The sequence below is a fragment of the Candidatus Poriferisocius sp. genome (genome assembly GCF_965219815.1).
Classification (GTDB): Bacteria; Actinomycetota; Acidimicrobiia; order Acidimicrobiales; family Bin134; genus Poriferisocius.
Genome location: NZ_OZ244791.1, coordinates 3507491 through 3528222, shown reverse-complemented (window position 1 = coordinate 3528222; position 20732 = coordinate 3507491). Strand labels below are relative to the sequence as shown.

Here is a 20732-nt window from a genome sequence, read left to right as displayed (position 1 = left end):
TCAGAAGGAAAGCTGGAGTTCTTCATAGCTTGTTGCCGGCTGCTTTGCCGCCGCCTCGGCCAGACGCTGCTGTGACGTGGCGAGCGCTTGGTACATGGTGCGCTCCCGTTGCCCTTCAGGAAGCACTTCTGCCAAAGCACGGGCTACATCCCAGAACCCGGGCATGGTCCCACACCCCGAGGCAGCAAGCACTTCAATCACTTCGTTGGCCCGGCCCGCATCCCAAAGCTGCGAGGCCACATGCAGAACGTCGATCAACGGGCTGTCGGGCCGCAGCCGAACGTCGGGGCGCTCGTGGGGGCCGAGCAGTGAGAAGTTCTTGCCCTTGCGGCTGACCATCCCGCCGGGCATGGTCACATCGTCAAGGCTTACCGAGAATGCCCGGGAGAGCTTGATGGCCTCATCGGCGGGGACGGGCACCGTCAGGTATGCCCATCGCCAGGTGACGTAGAGCAGGGATCGGTCGTCAAGCACGCCGAGCGTATCGGCCGCGAGCAGACGTCCCATCGCGTGGCGGGCAACAGCCTTGCGGGCCAGTTCCATGAGATCGCCAATGGACACCTCAGTCCCATCCAGTCGGGTGACCGAGCGGTGGCTGGCGAATACCTCGAAGGCTGGGCCGATGGCCGACACGAAGTAATCCGCGCCCCGCAACCCCAAGTCCTCGAACTCATTCAACCGCTGACCGACCACCCGATTCAGCTCGGCCTCTACTTCGTCGTAGAACGCATCGCCGGCCTCATTGTTGGGCCGGCACACCAGCACCACCGAGCTAGCCAAGGTCGCCTTGACATGGGCGACTGGCCGGCCAGCCATCTCCGAGCGGATAGGCCACGAGGTGGTAACGCTCAAGCCCGCGATTCGCAGCGCGCGCAGCAACTTCTCCCACGCCTTGACCGCAGTATGGGCGAACACCAGAGCGACCACCCCGTCGGGCTTGACCACCCGGGCCACTTCCGACAACGCGTCGGCCAGCCGCCGGTCGAACTCCTCCTCGGAGATGTAGCCCCCCATGCTGGGGCGACAGCGGTTCTGCACAACCTCTTGAGCCTTGGGGGTCCACGGGGTGGCGAAGTGCTCGGGGTACAGGTGGCCGACCGACCGCTTGAGCCACACATAGAAGAAGTCCGACAGATCGGAGTACATGACCGAGAAGTAGTAGGGCGGATCGATGAGGACGGCATCAAACTCACCATCAGCGAATGGCATGGCCCGGGCGTCGCCCCGCAGCACCCGCGCCGGGGTTTCCCCGGTCTGTGAGCAGTGCTCGATCACCTTGCCGATTGCCGTCACCGCGTCGTTCCAAGAACCAGACCCGGTGCGGAACGGATAGTTCTCGCAGAAGTCCCAGCGCATCTGCACCGTTTGGCCAGTGAACGTCGCTCGTATCTTCTCGCCGCCGGTCTGCCAACTGGAGAACGCCGAGTTCCGATCCGCCACCTTGTCGAGCGCGAAAGCAAGGTAGGTGGCCACCGCCCGGGCCCGGTCCGCAGCCATGCCCTCGGCCAGCATCGACTCATGGGCGGCGCGGATGTTGGCGCTCAGCGTCGCATAGAGCACCAGTTGCCGGTCGGTGAACAGCGATCGCCACGTGCGATAGCCATAGGGCAAGAACTGCAAATTGTTGTAGCCGATCTCGTCTACCTGTTCATCGGGCAGGCGAGCCGTTCCGTCGTCGAACTCGTCGTCGACCAGGGCAGGAAGTTCGTCGGCCGCCAACACAGGAGCCTCCGACTCAACCGGAGTCGGTGCGCGGTAGGTGCGCTCTCGCCCGTCAACGTCGCAGACGGCGTACAGCCGATAACCGAAACCGTGGGCTGTCCCGTGGGCCTTCACGTCGCGCTGGGGAGCGGTGACCGCCGAAATCGGGCAGGTAACGCTTCCTGCCGACTCGAATCCGTCTTTGAGGGTCGGGTCGTCGGGAAGCTCGCCCTGATGGACTTCAATGTCCACGCCGTCCGGCGTCACCGAGGTAGTCACCCACGCGTGGCGACGCCCCTCAGCCAAGAGCCGAGAGCTGAGAATCGGAATCTCGACCTCCCGGCCCGGATCGGGACTGGGCATGGTCCGCACCCAGAAGTAGTAGGGCACCGGCGGGCGGCTTTCGGCGGCGGGATAGAGATGGGCCACAGCTTTTTCGGTTTTGTAGGCCACCCACCCCGCCCATCGCTCAACGTCCACCACCAGGGTGTTGCGTCCGTCCAGGTCTGTATCCCCGAAGCGCTGGGGATAGTCAAGAGAGGCCAGCTCCACCAGATGGGCAACCGGGTTCAGGTCCATGGCTGTGGTGTCACAGCCCAGTCGCATGGCCTCCAATGGAATGGCGCCCCCGCCCGCAAAACAGTCGAGCACCTTCGGCGGCTGCAAATGGTCTTGCCGGATTCGCTTCTTGAGCCAACCCACCGCATCGTTGTAGAGCAGTCTCTTGGGCGGCATCGCGTCGCCGATCTTGGACAGCACTTCGCTGGCGTCCGCTCCCTCTTCGATCAGTGCGGCTGCCGCCATTGCCCGGGCCATGGGCAGCGGACGCCGAGCCCACCAGGTGTGCAGAGTGGAGATATGTCCGTCATGAGTGCGCTTGTCGGTGACCGATGCGTGGTTGATCGCAGCCAGCGGGAGCGCCGCCTCGATCAGTTTCCGACGGGTCATGGCTGTGCCTCGGCGGCATCGATGACCGGCTGGGGGGCAACTCGATAACGCACATCGAGTTTGGACGACCAAGCGCTGGCCAAGGCCTTGGCCGGATCCTGCACCCTATAGAGGCGAGGGTTGGGGGTGGCGCAGTCCAACACCACGTACAGCCAATAGTCCTCACCCAACTCAAGGGCCTTGGCAAACTCCGACCAGGTCAGTTCCACTCCACCCACTCCGGCCCGGCCCTTCACCTCGATGCAGCGCCGGTCAATGCCCGTCAAGGAAAGAAGGTCGAAGCCGATCTTCTGCGCTTCAAAAGACTTCACAATGTCTGCTCCGCGCACATCGGTTTCGTAGCGCGTCGCCTCCCTCACGGCGATCTGCTCAATCTCACGGCTAGAAAATTTGCCGGTTGTATCAATGGGACGGTCGTCGCCCACGGTAAGGCTGGGAACCACCAACGCGGTAGCAATGATCCGCACTGGGCCGCGCTTCACATTGCGAGAGCGCCTGGTCTTGTCTAGGCGCTCATCGCGTTTCGCGGTGGTCTCTGCCGCTGCGAGCTCGGCTTGTCGGCGGCGACCCTCTGCGCCAGCCACTCCGCGCTCGACCTCTGCATCAAGGTCAAGCAGAGTGGTTTGTTGACGGGCCGCTATCTCTGCGAATGCCTTGGTGAGGTAGTCCTCGGTGATTCGAACGACCCGAGTCCGCTCGGTGCTGGCTTGCTGGAAGTGAGGCTCGAACTCGTGTTGCCGCGCCCAGTTCACGACCTTGTCGACATCAGAAAGAGTCACCTCGGGTGCTTCAGCATCGTGGAAGAACATGTCATACAGCAGTTCACGGCTTGGCCTGAGAGCTTGGCCCTGCGGTTCGGCAACGGTGGCAAATGCCCGGTGGACCATCTCGCCAGTGCCGTCCATACAATCTCCGGTGAGGAAGAACAAGACTGTTGGCGCATCAACGTCGGGGGCGGCGAACACCGCGCCTGCCTCCACATCGGCCCGGGTGCGGACGATCACGGTGTTGAGCGCCGCATCGAAGAGGGGATGGCCGGGACCGCATAGTTCAGCCTCTGGGACGGCGTGTTCGCCTCCGCTGGTGTGTGCCCGCAGGCGAACTGCTTTGTCGAAGGTGATGCGCTCATAGCTCGGATACACCTCTCGGGTTGCACCAGCGGCCCGAGACCCCGCTACCAGTTTGTCGGGTGTGCGGGTTACTCGCAGGGTGCCGGGGTCGAGCCGATCTTCGACTTTGCCGCCCAAGAAGTCCACTGCGTCGGTGAAGAACTTCTCGATGTAGCCGGGCGGGAGTCGTCGCTCCGCTGCTCGAGCAGCGGCTTCGGCTTGTGATTGCCAATCCAGGTAGCGGGTCGCCAGCGCCTCTTTGGTGAGCTCGCGGAACCTCGCCTCCGTCTCGGGATCGGCTTGGTCTCCTCCGATGCTCTCGGCCGCGTCGTCTGGGCTGATTTCTTTGGCCAGTACCTGCTCGATCAACTCTGCCAGGCGATATCCGGCAAAGGTCTCCCCGATCACGTCGAACACCTTGTCTCCGAGAACTCGGCCCATGTTCTCCAACTTCTGGAGAAGGGTGGCCAGCACGTGACCCTCAAGGGTGTTGGCGGCAACCATGTTATAGATATGCACGTCGCGGGTCTGGCCGATGCGATGGATGCGGCCCATGCGCTGTTCCAATCGGTTCGGGTTCCACGGGATGTCGTAGTTCACCATCAGGTGGCAGAACTGGAGGTTGATGCCCTCTCCGGCGGCCTCGGTGGCCACCATGACCTGGGCCCGTTCCCGAAAGTCCCTTTCCGCGGCAATCCGGTCTCCCAGCCTCATGCCACCGTGGATGGAAACCACATCGAAGTCTGGCGACAACTTCTCCACCAGATAGTGGAGGGTGTCGCGGTGCTCAGTGAAGATCAGCAACTTGACCGACGGATCGTCGCTCAGGCCCTCTTGGCGCACTACTTCGAGCAACTCGTTCAGCTTCACCTCCGTGCCCGCTGCCTCAGCCTCCTCGGCCTGGATGAGCAGGGGGCGCAATGCGGTCAACTCCTCCTCCAGCTCTGTGATGGTTCCCGGTAACCACTCCTCGAGGGCCCTCTCTTCCATCTCCCAGCGCTCGTCTTCGTTGAGGTCGCCCAACTCGTCGGGATGCTGTTCGCCGTAGACGCCGGAGATGAACTCCTGGCGGTTCCGCAGATAGGTCGCGGGGTCTTCCAGCGCTTGTTCCAAGCGATTGACACGGCGCTCCAAGGTGCGTTTGATGGCCCGGAGCGACGACGCCAGCCGCCGCTGCATGGTAGTGAGCGCAAAACCGGCAACCCGTGGGCCGCTCTCGCCTCGGATGCGAGCCAGTTCAGTGGACACAAAGCTGGTGACCGCTTCATACAAGTCCCGTTCCGCGCCCGCGAGGCTGTAGGCCACCGTGTGCGGGTGACGGGGCTTGAACAGAGCTTCGCCCCTCATGTCCACCATCTCTTCCTTGGCAACCTTCCGGTACTGGTGGGGATTCAGCGGCACATCGCCTGAAGGGCAGCGGTCGCCATAGGCGTCCGGGTCGAGCAAACGAAGCAGTCCCCACATTGACTCGTTGCGGCCCGAATGCGGCGTGGCCGTCAACAGGATCAGTCGATGCGCCTTCCGGGCCACCACTTCAGCCGCCTTGTAGCGCTCGCTGCGCTTTTTGATCAGACCTTTGCTGTCGACATCGAGCGTGAACCCGTGAGCCTCGTCGATGATGGCCAAATCCCACTCCCGCTCGGCGCTGGCAAACCCCTCCATAACCTCCTCTCGCCGGAGCAAATCCCGCGACACCACCACCAAATCGTGCTGATCCCAAGGGTTCTGTGTCGGATGGGCATGCAGCATTGCCGAGTCGAACTGAGTGCAGTGGATGTCGAACCGCTCTGCCAGCTCACGCTGCCACTGCGGGCGCAGGTTGGCCGGAGTCACGATCAACACCCGATCGGCGGCATGGCGCAGCATCAGTTCCTTGATGTAAAGCCCAGCCATGATGGTCTTGCCAGCGCCTGGATCGTCAGCCAACAAGAACCGCAGCACCGGCTCCGGCAAGAGCGACCCATACACCGCGTCAAGCTGATGGGGCAGAGGCGAGATATTCGACACGGCCAACGCCGCCATGTCGTGACGAAACATGTTCTCGATCCGCAGTGCCTCTACTCCCAGCCGAAACCGGCGGGGATCTCCGCTGAAGCGAACCGGTCCCGCCGATGACATCAGCTTGATCTCTGGTACTTCAGCCTCAGGTAGTGTGACCTCGCCCAGGCTGCCGTCCGAACCCCGATAGACGATCTCCCAGAACGCCCCCTGGGTGACCTGCACCAGCGTCATCACATCATCGTCCCCAGGCAAACACACCCGGGCGCCCTTCACCAGCTGGTCAGGATCGGCCATTCTGGTCCCAACATCGCCCCGAGCATCCCAGCACTCTACCCACCACCAATGACACCAGTTCCGCCCTGTCTAGTGTTGCCTGCTTCCCAACAGAGTTCGCTGTCCTTTGCAGGTTCTGCCGCAAATCGCCCAGGTATTGATGGGTTCTGGCTCTTCACATAATGGGTGAGGCAGGGCGAGCTTTCGTCACGAGACACCTTTTTGGGCTATTCACTTGTTCTGGGCTCGTGATGGCCCCCGGCTGACGTAGCGGTTGATGAGGGATTGGGTGGAGGAGTCTCGGGCCGGGTTGGGGTGGGCTGCGCCGGTGAGTTCGGCGGCGATGTTGGTGGCCAGGGTCTTGCCCAGTTCGACTCCCCATTGGTCGAAGGGGTTGATGCCCCACACGGTGGCTTGAGTGAACACCTTGTGCTCGTAGAGGGCCACGAGCTGGCCCAGAGTGCGGGGGGTGAGTTGGTCGGCAAGAAGGACGGTGCTGGGCCGGTTGCCTGAGAACTGCTGGTGGGGGTTGCCAGCGTCGGGGGCGCCGAAGGCCAGGGCCTCGGCCTGGGCGAACAGGTTGGACATGAGCAGGTCGTGGTGCTCGATGTGGGAGTGGTTCGAGCGGCAGAAGCCGATGAAGTCCACCGGGACGATGTCGGTGCCCTGGTGCAGCAGTTGGTGGAAGGCGTGTTGACCGTTGGTTCCCGGCTGGCCCCACACCACCGGGCCGGTGGCGGTGGCCGCTGGGGTGCCGTCGGCTTGTACCGACTTGCCGCTGCTCTCCATGTCGAGCTGTTGGATGTAGGCGGGGAACAGGGCCAGCTCCTGGGAATAGGGGAGCACGGCATAAGTGGGCCAACCCCAGAAGTTGCGGTTCCAGATTCCGATGAGCCCCAGCAGGGCGGGGAGGTTCTCGGCCCACGGGGCGGTGCGGAAGTGCTCGTCGATGTGGTGCATCCCGGCCAGCATGTCGGCGAAGGCGTCGGGCCCGACGGCGGCCATAAGGCTGAGCCCCACCGCTGAGGCCAGTGAATAACGGCCGCCCACCCAGTCCCACATGGCGAAGACGGCATTCGCGTCGATACCGAAGTCTTGGGCCTTGTTTGGGCTGGCGGTGACCGCGGCAAAGTGGCTGCCGACGGCCTCTGCGCCCACCGCGTCGGCGACCCAGGCTCGTGCAGTGGTGGCGTTGGTCAAAGTTTCGGTGGTGGTGAACGTCTTGGACACCACGATGAACAGGGTCCGGTCTGGGTCCAGCCCCTGCGTGACCTCCCGGAAGTGGGCACCGTCGATGTTTGACAGGAATCGCACATCCAAATCAGTGTCGGCAAAGGCGCCCAGCGCCGCAGCGGCCATGGCCGGCCCCAGGTCCGACCCGCCGATGCCTATGTTCACCACCGATTGCCAGCGGCCGCTGCGGGCCTCGGCCGCGAATTCCGCCATGTGATCGAATTCAGCGCGGACTTCAGGGGGCGGGTTGGGTTGGCGCAGGGCGACGTGCCAGGCGGGGCGGTACTCGGTGGTGTTCACCGGCTCGCCACTGAACATGGCCTCAATTCGGTGCCGTAGCCCAGCCCTGTCGGCCAGGGCGGCCAGCAACTCCATCGTCTCATCAGTCAGGCGGTTCTTGGAGTAGTCCAACAGCAGGCCGTCGGTCTCGGCCACAAGCCGCTCGCCCCGGTTGGAATCGCCGTCGAACAATTCCCGCAGGTGGACGCCGTGGAGTGCCTCTCGGTGAGTGCTCAGCGCCTGCCACTCGACGGTGTCGTGCATCACCCGCAGCGTAACCGGGTGTTTGGTGGCCGCTGGCCGACTATTCGTAGGAGATGGCTTCCAGCACGTTGAGGCGACTGGCCCGACGGGCGGGTATCGAAGCGGCCAGCAGACCGGCGACGGCCACGATCACCAAGTAGATCCAGAGCGTGCCCCACGGTATGGAGAACGACGAGACGAAGTTGTCGGGGATGATCTCCACTGTGGCCCAGCCGAACAGCACCCCGACGGTGATGCCCATGAGCCCGCCGAACACGGCCACGATGCCCCCTTCCCAGCGGATCATCCGCCGGGCTTGGCGCCGGGACATGCCCACCGCTCGCAACAGGCCCAGTTCCCGGGTCCGCTCGAACACTGAGAGGGCCAGCGTGTTGGCCACCCCCATGAGGGCGACGATCAGGGAGATGGCCAAGAAGGCGTTGACCACCCCCAAGAACGTGTCGATCTGGCTCTCCTGGGTTTCCTGGAACTCGACCTGGTCTCGCACATTGAGCTGCGGGTAGGTCAGAGTCACCCGCTCGAGCGCCTCTCGGGCCTGGTCTGCGGTGTAACCCGGGGCGGTGAGAGCGGAGATGAAGGCGTCCTCCTGGGCGATGAGGTAGCGATCCCAATCGGCGGTGTCGATCAGCCAGGAGCCGAACACCGCGTTGTCGCCGAAGATGGCCGCCACCTCAAAGGTCGCCGTCTGGCCGTCGGAGAACTCCAGTTCCACCGGATCGCCAACGCCGACCGACAAGTTCTCAGCCTGGTCGGTGTGAAGGGCCACATCGCCGGCGCCGGCACCGGCAAAGGTCCCCTCCACCACGTCGAGGTCGAAGTGCAGGGGCACGACATCCAAATCAACGGCCCCAACTTCGTCGACATCGCCGTCGATCGGGGAGCGGATGCCCTCGAACTTGTACCGGTAGGCCAGCACGGAGGAAACCTCGTCCATCTCGCTGATGCTCCCGGCTGCTTGCGGGCTGAACGTTGCCGTGGGGTCACCGCAGTTTCCTGGGCAGATGAGCCAGTCGGACTTGACCGAGCGGTCCAAGGTGTCCTCGAGAGTCTGCTTGAACGACTGGCCCAGCACCGAGACCATGGACACCAGAGCCAGACTGATCATGAGCGCCGAGGCGGTATTGGCCGTTCGCCGGGGACTGCGTTCCGCATTTTGGCGAGCCAGCCGCCCACTGACCTCGGAGATCTTGGCCGGCAGCCATCCCAAGACCCTGGAGACCGGTACCGCAAATACCGGGCTGACTAGGTTCATCCCCACAAACACCAACAGCGCGCTCATGCCCAGCAGGGCCAAAAGCGAACTGGTGGAGAAGTCTCCGACCACGGCCACTATGAGCATGGCCAAACCCAACACCAGCACTCGGGCCTGGCCCACCGGCTGGGGCAGGTTGCGGCCGCCGACGAAGGCCAGCACAGCGGCGGCAAGTGCAGTGACGATGATGACCAGCGCGGTCTCCCAGACGATTCCGAACGCCACCAAGATCACGCTGGAGGCGGTGAGCAGCTTCTCCAGCCCCGTAGACCGGCGCTCCTCGGTGAGGCGGGGCGGCATGTTCCCGGTGAGCGCCGCCATCGGTGTTACCCGGCGGGCTCGAAGGGCGGGCCAGATGGCCGACACCGCGGTCACACCCACCCCCACCAGGATCGCGGCGAGAATTGAGTTGGTGCCCACGATGATGGGCGAGTCGGGCAAGCCCGCGCCGAAGCTGGCGATCAACGCTCGGATGCCCAGGGAAATCAGCACGCCCAACCCGAGGCCGGCGGCGCTGGCCACCACTCCGACGGCGATGGCCTCGCCGACGACGATGGCGGTGACCTGCCGTCCACTGGCCCCCAAGGCCCGCAGCAGCCCCAGCTCCCGGGTGCGCTGGCTCACCAGGATGGTGAAGGTGTTGTAGATGATGAAGGCCGACACCACCAGGATCACCACTGCGAAGCCCAACATGAAGTACTCGAAGAAGCCGATGAACTCGTCGAACAGGTCGGCCTGCTCTTGCACCAGATCTTCGTTGGCCACCACCTCTAGGCCATCGTCAAGCACGGTGGCGACGGCCGCCGATGCCGCCTCCGGCGAGGTGTTGGGCTCCAGCCGGATGTCGATGCTGTCGAAACCCCCTCCGTTGTGCAAAAGCTGGCGGGCGGTTTCGATATCCCACGCCGTCATCTGCGCGCCCGCGGTGGCGTTGTCGCCGCTGCCGTAGCGGAAGAGCCCGACCAGCGTGAACGATTCGGTGCCGGAGGGAGTAGACACCCGATAGCGCTGGCCCACCTCAAAGCCGTTGTCGTTGGCGGTGTCGGCATCTAAGGCGAACTCGTCGGGTCCGGTGGGGACTCGGCTAACGCCGTCGGGCCACACTTCCAAGGCACCGAGGGAGTCGTCTGAGGGCCAGCCGATGCCGATTTGGGGTGGCCCGAACAGCTCCAATGCCTCGCCGTCAGCGGTGATGGGAATCACGTTGAATTCGACCACCGTCCCCACCGCGGCGGCCACCCCGTCCACCGACTGCACGTCATCGAGGAGCTCGGGGTCGACCAGCGTTCCGCTTTCGCCCCTGTCGCCGAACACCAGCTCGGGGCGCACCGACAGATCAACGCCCTGGAAGATGTCCGCCGAGAGGTTGTCGAATGTGGAGCGAAGCCCCGAGGTAGTCACCAGCACGCCCACGGTGAAGCCCACGCTCACGACAACGGCCAGCGTGGTCAGCATGAACCGGATGCGAGTTCCGGCGATGCTCTTCAGGGCGTAGCGGATGAGGCCGATGAGTAAGTATTACTGGTGAGCGATGGCTTCCAGCACGTTGAGGCGGTTGGCTCGGCGGGCCGGGAAGAAGGCGGCCAGCATTCCGGCCACCGCCGACACCACCAGGTAGATCACCAGCGTGAGCCACGGCACGCTGACGGTGGAGATCACGCTGTCGGGAAGGGCGGCCGCGGCGATGGCGCCGGCCACCACGCCGGTCGCAATGCCCACGATTCCCCCGAAGACGGCGACGATGATGCTCTCCAAGAAGATCGTCCCCCAGGTTTGCCTCTTGGCCATGCCGATGGCCCTCACCAGCCCCAGCTCGCGGGTTCGCTCGAAGATCGAAAGGGCCATGGTGTTGGAGATGCCCACCACCGCAATGAGCAAAGCGAGGATCAAGAACACGTTGATGATCACCAGGAACGTGTTGATCTCAGTGGCCCTGCCCTCCCGGTATTCGGCCTGGTCCTTGACCACAACCTGGGGATAGTCGGCGAGCTCTGATTCCAGGCTGGACCGGGCCTGGTCCGTGTCAATCCCCGAAGCGATGATGACCGTGGCCAGATTGTCCTGGGTGCCGCCCATAAATTGGTCCCAGTCGCTGAAGTCAACCACCAACGGACCGACCACGGAATCCTCGGTGTGAAGGGCGACGACATCAAACGTCGACGTCTGCTCGCCGGGGAACTCGAGGAGCAGCTGGTCTCCGACGGCGATGTCGAGATCGTCGGCTAGATCCTTGTGAACGAGCACATCGCCGGAGCCTGCGCCTTCCAAGTTCCCGGAGACCACGCCCGGGTCGACATGGAGTGAGAACGAGTCGAGGTCAGTGCCGGTCAGGCGGCGCTGTTCGCCATCGGGGGCGAGCGCTCCGTCGGGGCGGAATCGGAAGGCCATCACCGATTCCACCTCGGGCATCTCCGACATTTGCAGAGTGGCCTCTTGGCTGAACGCGCCCACAGCGGTGCTGAACGTGCTCAAATCGGTGTTGCACTCGTTCACGCAAACGAGCCAGTCGGCCTCCACCGAACCCTCTAGTTGGCTAGTCAAGGTTTGTTTGAGGGATGTGCCGAGCACGGTGACCAGCGACACCATGGCCAAGCCGATCATGAGCGCTGAAGCGGTGGTGGCGGTGCGGCGTGGGTTGCGGGCCGCGTTGAGCCGAGCCAACCGCCCGTTGATGGTGAACAGCCGGTCGGCCGGCCATCCCAAGAACAGCGACATCGACCGGGCGATCCCCGGCGTGGCGATGTTGACCCCCAGAAGCATCAACAACGCCCCCAACCCGAGCGGTAGCAAAAGCTGGGAGGTAGGAAGACCGGCCAGCAGACCAATCAGCATCAGGATCAGCCCCACCCCGCCGGCTGCCGATCCGATGACCAAGGCGCGCCGCTTGTTGAAGGGATCGATCTCGGCCTCGTCGGCCAGCGCCACCATGGGCGTCACCCGGCGGGCCCGCATGGCCGGCCAGATGGCGGTCACCATGGTCACACCGATGCCGATGATCACCGCGGCTGCAACGGTCCACCCTCCGATGATGATGTCGATAGCGGGAAGGTGGGCGCCGGCGCTGTTCAGTGCTCCGGCAATACCAAGAGCCACCAATATGCCGAGTCCGAATCCCGCGATGGTGGCCACGATCCCGACGATCAAGGCTTCGACCGCCACGACTTGGGCGACTTGGCGCCGCTCGGCGCCCAGTACCCTCAGCAGGCCCAACTCCCTGATGCGTTGCCCCATGACCAGGGTGAATGTGTTGTAAGTGATAAACGCCGAGATGATCAAGACGATCACCGCGAAAGCCAACAGGAGGTTTTGGATACGGTCGATGTTTCCGGCGAATTCCGCGTTGCTCTCATCGATGTTGTCCTGCTGGGAGACCACCTCGATATCGGGGCCCACGAGGGCACTGATGGCCGCGGCCACCTCTTCGTAGCTCGCTCCCGGTGACAGCTTCCCGTGGATGTGGTCGTAGCCGCCGCCATCGTGCAAGAGTTCCAATGCGGTGGGCATGTCCCACGAAACGGTCTGAAGCGCTACCCGGGTCTCAGGGTCGAGAAAGTACAAGTACCCCACCAGCTCGTATTCGCCGGTGCCCCCAGGGGTGGCCACCTTGTAGCGCTGACCGATGACGAAGTTGTTCTCCCGGCCGGTGTAGTGGTCGATGGCGAATTCATCGGGCCCGACGGGCTGGCGGCTGATGCCGTCGTCGTAGACATAGATCGTGCTGAGCGACTCAACTTCGGGCCAGCCGTATCCGATTTGTCGGCCTACGCCGGGGTCCAAGGCGTTGCCTTCGCCGTCGATGGCCACGACGTTGAATTCCTGCGCCAAACCCGCCACGGCTTCTACTCCGTCCATCGACATGAGCTCTTCGCTCAGCGACACAGGAACCAGCGGCACGCCCTCGTTCCGGTCGCCGACGTCGGAGGCGGCGCGAACGGTGAAGTCGTACTTCTCGTAAATCTGCCCCGACAGGTCGTTGAGGGAGGCGCGGAGGCCGTCTGTGGAGATCAGCACCCCGGTGGTGAGGGCCACCCCGATGACTACGGCAAGGGTGGTGAGCGCGAACCGGACCTTGACGCCGGCGATGCTCCGGAGGCTGTATCGCAGGAGAGTCATTGGCCGATTACCGGATCATGAACTTAGAGGTCGGGCTACTTGGCTGCGACCTAGCTCAGTCGCCCAGATCCTTCATGTATTCCAAGATCTCTTCCATGGTGGCCCCCTCTGGTATGCCCTTGACGAACTGGCCCACTTGCAGGATCTTCATGTAATCGAGTATCTGATCGGCGGTGGGGTTGAGCATCTCGCCCTGGAGCAGGCCGTCGGCCAAGAACACTGTCCGGTCAGCGAAGGATGCCGCTTTGGCGTCGTGGGTGACCATAACGATGGTTTGCCCTAGATCGTCCACCGCTTCGCGCATGAACTTGAGCACGTCATTGCCCGATCGGGAGTCGAGGTTCCCGGTGGGCTCGTCGGCGAAGATGATCTCCGGCTGGCTGGCCAGCGCTCTCGACACCGCCACCCGCTGTTGCTGACCGCCCGACAGCTCGTTGGGTCGGTGGGTCAATCGGTCTTGCAGCCCCACGGTGGCGATCACACTGTCGACCCATTCCTGGTCGGGCTCGCGTCGGGCCAGGTCCATCGGCAGGGTGATGTTCTCGATGGCGTTGAGTGTGGGGACCAGGTTGAACGCCTGGAAGATGAACCCCACTCGGTCACGGCGCAACATGGTGAGCTCTTTGTCGGAGAGAGTGCTCAGGTCGGTGTCGCCGATAAATGCCTGGCCCTCGGTGAGGTTGTCGAGCGCGGCCATACAGTGCATGAGGGTGGACTTGCCCGAGCCCGACGGGCCCATGATGGCGGTGAACTTGCCCTTCTCGAAGGTGATGTCCACCCCGTCGAGGGCTCGAACCTCGGTCTCGCCCGACCCGTAGATCTTCACCGCGTTTACCGCACGGGCGGCGGCCATGGTGTCGGTGGCCAGCATGGACGCGTCACTCATGTAGATAGCCCTTCGTTGATGTGAGCCGGACCTTTGTCGGCGGAAATTATGGCTGGGAGACTACACGAAGGTAGGGCTTCTGCTCGTCCCAGCCGTCGGGGAACAGCTCCGCGGCCTCTTCATTGGAAAGGGCGGGCACGATGATCACGTCGTCGCCGTGCTGCCAGTTCACCGGGGTGGCCACCTTCTTGGTGGCGGTGAGTTGGAGCGAGTCGATCACCCGCAGCACCTCGTCGAAGTTGCGCCCCGTGCTGGCCGGATAGGTGATGGTGAGCTTGACCGTGTTGTCGGGGCCGATCACGAACACCGAGCGCACCGTCATGGTGTCGCTGGCGTTGGGGTGAATCATGTCGTAGAGGTCGGCCACGGCGCGGTCGGCGTCGCCGATCATCGGGAAGTTGGGACGGATGCCCTGAGTGTCCTCTATGTCCTGCGACCAGGCCACATGGTCTTCCACCGAGTCGCACGACAGCCCGATCACCTTCACATTTCGGGCTGCGAACTCCTCGGCCAGCTGGGCGGTGTAGCCCAGCTCAGTGGTGCACACTGGGGTGAAGTCCTTGGGATGGGAGAACAGAACCGCCCACGAGTCCCCTTTCCACTCGTGGAAAGAGATGGTTCCCTCAGTGGTCTCGGCAGTGAAATCGGGGGCGGCATCCCCCAGTCGAATAGCCATGTTTGTCTCCTTGCTGCGCGGCAGTTGATGAAAGAAGTCTGCCCACCCTACTCCGCGGAGGCAATACCTGACTAAAGAGGTCTGGATTGATGTCGCGGCTTTTCTCTACTCCGCGTCTTCGGAGGTGCCGCGCCGGCGCAGAAGGCGGCGGATGCGACCGCCTTCAAGGTCCTCGGTGGTGTCCTCGGGCACGCCGACCGCAACCTCAAGGGCATCCTCGGGATGGTTTTCCAAGTCGAAGGCGGACCCTGAGTCATCTCGCACCATGATCGGGGCCTCGAAATCGGGCTCGTCTTCTTCTGGCTCATCGGTTTCGATTAACGCCGTCTCCAGTGCCGTGCGTATCTCCTCCAGTTCGAATTCGGCGGTGGACATAACCGCCCGCAGGTTGCTCATGGGCTCTTCGGAGAATTGGCGCAGCCGCTCGATCCACTCGTCCCGATACTGCACATAGATGAGGTGCTGGCGACGGGCGGTGGCGTAGTCGCTTTTGATCACCGCGAACACCGCTGCCTCCCCGGCCACGTGCATGGCGCTCAGCTCGGCTCTCATGACCGGCGAAGGATGGCTGGCGATGGCCTCCCGCATCTTCGGGGCCAGCTCTTCGTGGCCGGCCAAGAGTTCGTCACGATTGTCCATGTCGATCTGGAGGCCCGAGGCATTGATTTCGCCTAGCACTTTCTGGTGATTCTCGATCCAGGCCGAGACCGTCTGGTCGTGGTGCCGGTGCCACTCGGCCAGGCCCTCATGGTCGGGCCGAGAGGTGTCCACGGCGTGGGGCACCTCGTCTGTGGTGTCACCTACCAGTTCAAGTTTCGGTTTCTCGTTGGAGGCCTCTGATTCGTCCTCGGAATCGGAGAAATCAAGCTCGCCGTCGAAAGGCACCGGCCCCTTTTCTGAGGCGGCCTGGCTTGCTTCCGGACCCGGGAAGATATCCCACAGGGCCCGTTTCTTGCGGGTAGCCATGGCCACGATGCCGGCCAGCAGACCGCACCCCAAGATGATGATCGCGGGAATGGCGAGCCCGGCGTTCACGAGAGGACAATCGCGGGAAGAACAACCCCGACGTTCACGACTCGCCGACCGTGCTGGCAGCCAGCACGCGGACATTGGCGGTCGGGGCCGGAGTGGTGGCGGTGTGCTGGCGGCACGACCAACAGGTGTCGCGCGCCGTGCCCCACCATGTGACATCGCAGCGTGGACACCACATGGTGGCTTTGCGCCGCGCTCTCGGCGCAAATAACCAGGCGCGAGCCGGAACGGCCATATGGCCCACACTAGAAGCGCGGTTAGCGCAAGTTGTGGATATCCGCCATGAGGGTGTGGTCAGCCCAAGTTGTGGATAACCGCCGCTAGGGAGCGGGCTCTTCCTCGTCGGGGGGGATGATCAACGCTTGGCCGACCTGGATCAGTTCGGCCGCGACGATGCTGTTGGCCTCGGTGATCTCATCCAGCGTCTTTCCATATTGGAGGGCGATCCCCAGCAGTGTGTCGCCTTGGACAACGATATGGGTGCGCTCGCCGGGGCGGACGGTGCCGTCGCTGTTGAGAACCACCGGCGCGTCTTGGGGGATTTCGATCTCTTGGCCGATGCTCAAGACGTTGGGGTTCTCCAACTCGTTGATCGCGTCGATCTCCTGCCAGGTGATGCCGAACTCGTCGGCGACGCTACCCAGCGTGTCGCCCTCTCGAACCACGTAGATGAATGCCTCGGGGGTTGAGGTTGGCGTAGGGGTGGGGGGCGGGGTCGGAACGACGACCTGAGCGGTGGGAGGGGCCAACTCGTCTGAGTCCGCGCCGAGCGGGCGTTCTTCCGAAGTCGTTCCCCCTCCGCCGCCGCAGGCCGCGCCCAACACGGCCAACATCAGCACCATCAACAACAATTGAGCCCGGCGCATGGCGACACCTCCTCTGAACCAGTGGCCCTCAACAATACGCAACGCGCTCCCAAACCTAAAAAAGAGCGATCACCGTGGTGTACTGAGGACTGCGAATGACTGTGGATGACCACCCACTGAACGGGTGCTGACAACATGGAGGAGTGTCCACTTTCGGCATCCTGGTAAACCCGCGATCGGGCAGCGATGTGCGGCGTCTCCTCACCAGTGCCGGCTCGTCCACCATCGAGGACAAAATCAGCATTCTCCGCCGCCTCATTCACGGAGCGGTGGAGGCGGGTGCCGAGCAGGTGGTGCTGACCCGGGATCCCTTCTCCATCGCCCGCCGGGCGACTGAGAACCTTCAGCTGCCTCTGAAGATGGAGTTTCTCGACCTGCCCCTGCACCACAACGAACGTGATTCCGTGGATGCGGCTCAGGCCATGCGAGACGCGGGGTGCGGCTCGGTGGTCAGCTTGGGCGGCGACGGCACCAATCGGGCGCTGGCCCTGGGATGGCCCGACGCCCCGCTGATTCCGGTGTCCACCGGTACCAACAACGCCTTTCCCATCCACGTTGAGCCCACCGTGGCCGGTATGGCCGCGGGGCTCATTGCCACCGGAGCAGTGAACCTCGACGCCCACTCATCCCGGGCCAAGGTAGTGGCGGTGGAGGTGACCGGTGGCGACTCCGGCACCGAAACCGACATGGCCATTGTTGATGCCATCGCAGTGGATGACCCCTATGTGGGATCTCTGGAACTGTTCGACCCCGAAACCTTGATGCTGGGCGTACTGACCCGCGCCGACCCTGCCGCCATCGGCTTCAGCGGCTTGGCGGGCACGGTGTTGCCCTGCACTCCTGACGAGGAACAGGGGGTGGTGCTGGAGTTCATGCCCCCGAGCCAGAATCCGGCTCGGCTGGTGCGGGGCGCGCTGGCACCGGGGTGGTTTGCGTCGGTTGGCTTGGCCCGAAGCCGATATCTGGAACTCGACGTCTCCGTGGAAGTGGCCGGGCCATGTCTGCTGGCCTTCGACGGAGAGCGCAGCCGCCTCCTGCACTCCGGCCAGATCGCTTTGTTGCGGGTGGTGCGTGGTGGGCCCCGGGTAATCGATGTGGGCTCGGTGGTGCTCTCCGGTGCTCGAACGGGCAAGTTCGAAATTCGCGTGGGAGACTGAGACGCATGAGTGCAGACGTAGTAATTCGCGGGGGAACTGTGGTGGACGGCTCAGGAGAGCCAGGACGGGAGGCCGATGTCGCCATCACCGGGGACCGCATCAGCGAGATCGGTTCGGGGCTGTCGGGCAAGGTCGAACTGGATGCCAGCGGCCAGGTGGTGGCCCCCGGTTTCATCGACATCCACACCCACTACGACGCCCAGGTGTTCTGGGATCCGGCCCTCACACCTTCGTGCTATCACGGGGTGACTTCGGTGATCGCCGGCAACTGCGGATTCTCCATCGCTCCCACCCGGCCCAGCCACCAGGATCTCATCGCCCGCACGCTCGAGAACGTCGAGGACATGAACGTGGACAGCCTGGCCGAGGGCATCCCCTGGGACTTCGAGACGTTCCCGGAGTATCTGGACTCCATCTCCCGACGGGGCATCGCCCTCAACTTCGGGGCCTACATCGGCCACACCGCCTTGCGGCTGTTTGTGGTGGGCGACGAGGCCTACGAGCGGGCCTCAACCGATGAAGAGGTGGCCCGAATGGTGGAGGTGGTGGCTGAGGCCATCGATGCCGGGGCGGCCGGGCTGGCCACCAGCTTTGCCATGACCCACCGCGGGGCCGATGGACTGCCTATCCCCAGCCGATTCGCCACCCGGGACGAGTTCGAGGCGCTCATCGGCGTGCTCGGCCAGAAGCGCCGGGGCGTAGTGTCGATTGCCCCTGGAGAGCAGGTGGGCATCGACGATATGTACGCGTTGCAGCCCCAGGTGGGAGTGCCGTTCACCTATGGCGCCCTGCTGACCTTCCCCAACGGCAACCACGAGAAGAGCGCCGCCCGGAACCGGGCCGGTTGGGAGGAGGGCATCGAGGTGTGGCCCCAGGTCACTCCTCGTCCGCTCACCTTCCAAATGGTGATGACCGATCCGTTCACTCTCAACGTGAACCCCGAGTTCGCCGCGTTGATGAGCGAGGACCACGACGCTCGGCTCAAGGCCTACGACGATGAGGACTGGCGCAACCGGACGGCGGAGGCTTTCAAGCACCAGAAAGCCATGGTTCCCCGGTGGGAGACCTTCCAGATCGCTGAGACGGCTTCTCGCCCGGAATTGGTCGGGCGACGGCTCACTGACGTCGCCGAAGAGCTGGGAGTACGCCCCCTCGACGTGCTTCTCGATACCGCGGTATCCGACGACCTGGCCACTCGGATCAGCTGCATCATCGCCAACGACGACCCCGACGGGGTGGCCATGCTTCTGCGGCAGGACGGCTGCACGCTGGGCCTGTCCGACGCCGGCGCCCACGTGGGCCAACTGTGCGATGCACCGCAGGCCACCGACTTCTTGGGCAATTGGGTGCGCGACCGCGAGCTCATGCCCATGGAGAAGGCGGTGAGGAAGCTCTCCGCAGTGCAGGCCGACTTGTTCAACCTGGTGGACCGGGGCTATCTGCGGGAGGGGGCCTATGCCGACGTGGTGGTGTTCGACCCCGACACGGTGGCGCCCGGGCCACTGCGCCGGGTGCGGGACTTCCCCGCCAACGCCGAGCGGCTCACCGCGGATGCCTCCGTGGGCATCACCCACGTGCTGGTGAACGGCGCCCCCATCCGCCGCGATGGCGAGGTTGACGAGAGCGGCGTAGGCGCCCACCCCGGCGACATCCTGCGCCCCTCCGCCCGCTAGGCACAACCAGGCGTTTCCGCAGAATTCGCCAAAGTCCTCTGGCGCGCTCCAGGGGAGTGAGCCTAAGCTGCGGTTGAACGCAAGAGCGATCGCAGTAGCGAACGCAAGCAAAACGCAAGAGCGACAGCGTGGTCGTTCCCACATGATGACGAGGAGATCGCCATGGGGGAAAACACAGACTGGCGCATTGAGTTGAACCGGGCCGGAGTTGGCCTGCAAGCGCTCTTGTCAGAGGGCATGCCCGCCGACAATCTCGACGAGTGGGTGCAGCGCCTAGAGGACCAACTCGGAGAACTCAGCCGGGTGCTTACCGGATTCTGCTCGGACTGCGACCTCGGGCTATTCGATGACTGCATCGAGTTGGCCCCTCGGCTGGTGCCCCAAGTAAAGAAGATCCGCACCGAGCAGGTTCAGCTCCAAGCCTCGGTGCAGGAGCAAATCCACCGACTGCACACCCAAAAGCCCGACTCAACATTGGAACGGTCGATGGCCGACATCGTCCACCGGGTGGACCAGCTCAATCACCACGCCGTCGACGTGGTGTACAGCGCCTACGACACCGACCTCGGCGGCCCCGGCTGATCCTTCCCCTGTCGGGACAGTTCAGAGCTCTCCGAACTGTTCTTTTTCCGCGCGATGTATCAGAGCTCTCCGAACTGACGGTCGCCCGCGTCTCCCAAGCCGGGCACGATGTAGGCCCGATCGTTGAGCCCCTCGTCGACTGACGCGGTGAACAGGCGAACGCCGGGAGCGGCGGCTTCTAGTGCCTTCACCCCCTCAGGGGCGGCCAGCACGCACACTGCGGTGATCTGTCCGGCGCCGGCGGCGGCCATCCGCCCGCACACGTAGGCCAGCGACCCTCCGGTGGCCAGCATCGGCTCCAATACCAGCACGGCCTGACCGCGGAGATCGTCGGGCACGGTGTTGAGATAGGGCTCGGGCTGGAACGTCTCCTCGTTGCGGCGCACGCCCAGAAAGCCCACGGCCGCCTCCGGTAACAGCTTGCGAGCGGCTTCGAGCATCCCCAGCCCGGCTCGCAGCACCGGCACTAGCAGTGGGGGGTCGTCGATTCGGACTCCAGATGTCGGCGCCAGCGGCGTGTCGACGCTGACCACGGCGGCAGGAAGATCCCGCAGGGCTTCGTAGACCAACAGTCCGCTCAGCTCATCTAGGGCCCGTCGAAACTCCGGTGAAGGGGTGTCGGCCCCGCGTAGGGCGGTCAGGCGGGTCTGCACCAGCGGGTGATCGACAACCGAAACCTCCATAGCC

General features: G+C 64.0%; 13 protein-coding genes. 3 read left to right on the top strand and 10 right to left on the bottom strand.

The genetic code is table 11. The features are described 5' to 3' along the window. The 9 genes from ACOQPI_RS16855 to ACOQPI_RS16815 form a co-directional block, all read right to left on the bottom strand. A complete protein-coding gene (locus tag ACOQPI_RS16855; protein ID WP_420620770.1) occupies positions 1–2649 on the bottom strand; it encodes a DUF1156 domain-containing protein in 2649 nt (882 codons plus the stop codon). Further along, positions 2646–6053 (bottom strand): helicase-related protein, encoded by a 3408-nt coding sequence (locus tag ACOQPI_RS16850; RefSeq protein WP_420620769.1) that lies wholly within the window; start codon positions 6051–6053, stop codon positions 2646–2648. The genes ACOQPI_RS16855 and ACOQPI_RS16850 overlap by 4 nt, the downstream gene beginning before the upstream one ends. A 210-nt stretch (positions 6054–6263) precedes the next feature. Further along, positions 6264–7808: a glucose-6-phosphate isomerase gene (gene pgi, locus ACOQPI_RS16845; protein ID WP_420620768.1), complete on the bottom strand. Its 1545-nt coding sequence runs from the start codon at positions 7806–7808 to the stop codon at positions 6264–6266. Between the two features lie 40 nt (positions 7809–7848). Continuing rightward, positions 7849–10515: an ABC transporter permease gene (locus tag ACOQPI_RS16840; protein WP_420620767.1), complete on the bottom strand. Its 2667-nt coding sequence runs from the start codon at positions 10513–10515 to the stop codon at positions 7849–7851. Between the two features lie 63 nt (positions 10516–10578). Further along, positions 10579–13173: an ABC transporter permease gene (locus ACOQPI_RS16835; RefSeq protein ID WP_420620766.1), complete on the bottom strand. Its 2595-nt coding sequence runs from the start codon at positions 13171–13173 to the stop codon at positions 10579–10581. A 55-nt stretch (positions 13174–13228) separates the two neighbouring features. After that, entirely contained in the window at positions 13229–14059 is an 831-nt protein-coding gene (locus ACOQPI_RS16830) for an ABC transporter ATP-binding protein (protein WP_420620765.1), read from the bottom strand. A 46-nt stretch (positions 14060–14105) separates the two neighbouring features. Beyond that, positions 14106–14735, bottom strand: coding sequence for a peroxiredoxin (locus tag ACOQPI_RS16825; RefSeq protein WP_420620764.1), 630 nt, complete (start codon positions 14733–14735; stop codon positions 14106–14108). A 105-nt stretch (positions 14736–14840) separates the two neighbouring features. Then, positions 14841–15770: a hypothetical protein gene (locus ACOQPI_RS16820; RefSeq protein WP_420620763.1), complete on the bottom strand. Its 930-nt coding sequence runs from the start codon at positions 15768–15770 to the stop codon at positions 14841–14843. Positions 15771–16087: 317 nt separating this feature from the next. After that, on the bottom strand, positions 16088–16633 hold the full coding sequence (locus ACOQPI_RS16815) for a LysM peptidoglycan-binding domain-containing protein (protein WP_420620762.1): 546 nt from the start codon (positions 16631–16633) through the stop codon (positions 16088–16090). A gap of 143 nt (positions 16634–16776) precedes the next feature. Here ACOQPI_RS16815 and ACOQPI_RS16810 point away from each other — a divergent pair, with 143 nt between their 5' ends. From ACOQPI_RS16810 to ACOQPI_RS16800, 3 genes are all read left to right on the top strand, one after another. Continuing rightward, a complete protein-coding gene (locus ACOQPI_RS16810) occupies positions 16777–17790 on the top strand; it encodes an NAD(+)/NADH kinase (protein WP_420620761.1) in 1014 nt (337 codons plus the stop codon). Positions 17791–17795: 5 nt separating this feature from the next. Continuing rightward, a complete protein-coding gene (locus ACOQPI_RS16805) occupies positions 17796–19463 on the top strand; it encodes an N-acyl-D-amino-acid deacylase family protein (protein WP_420620760.1) in 1668 nt (555 codons plus the stop codon). Between the two features lie 162 nt (positions 19464–19625). Then, a complete protein-coding gene (locus ACOQPI_RS16800; RefSeq protein ID WP_420620759.1) occupies positions 19626–20045 on the top strand; it encodes a hypothetical protein in 420 nt (139 codons plus the stop codon). 59 nt (positions 20046–20104) lie between these two features. On the opposite strand, the gene upp is transcribed toward ACOQPI_RS16800, so the two are convergent. After that, positions 20105–20728, bottom strand: a complete 624-nt coding sequence (upp, locus tag ACOQPI_RS16795; RefSeq protein ID WP_420620758.1) for a uracil phosphoribosyltransferase — start codon at positions 20726–20728, stop codon at positions 20105–20107. Positions 20729–20732: the final 4 nt, after the last annotated feature.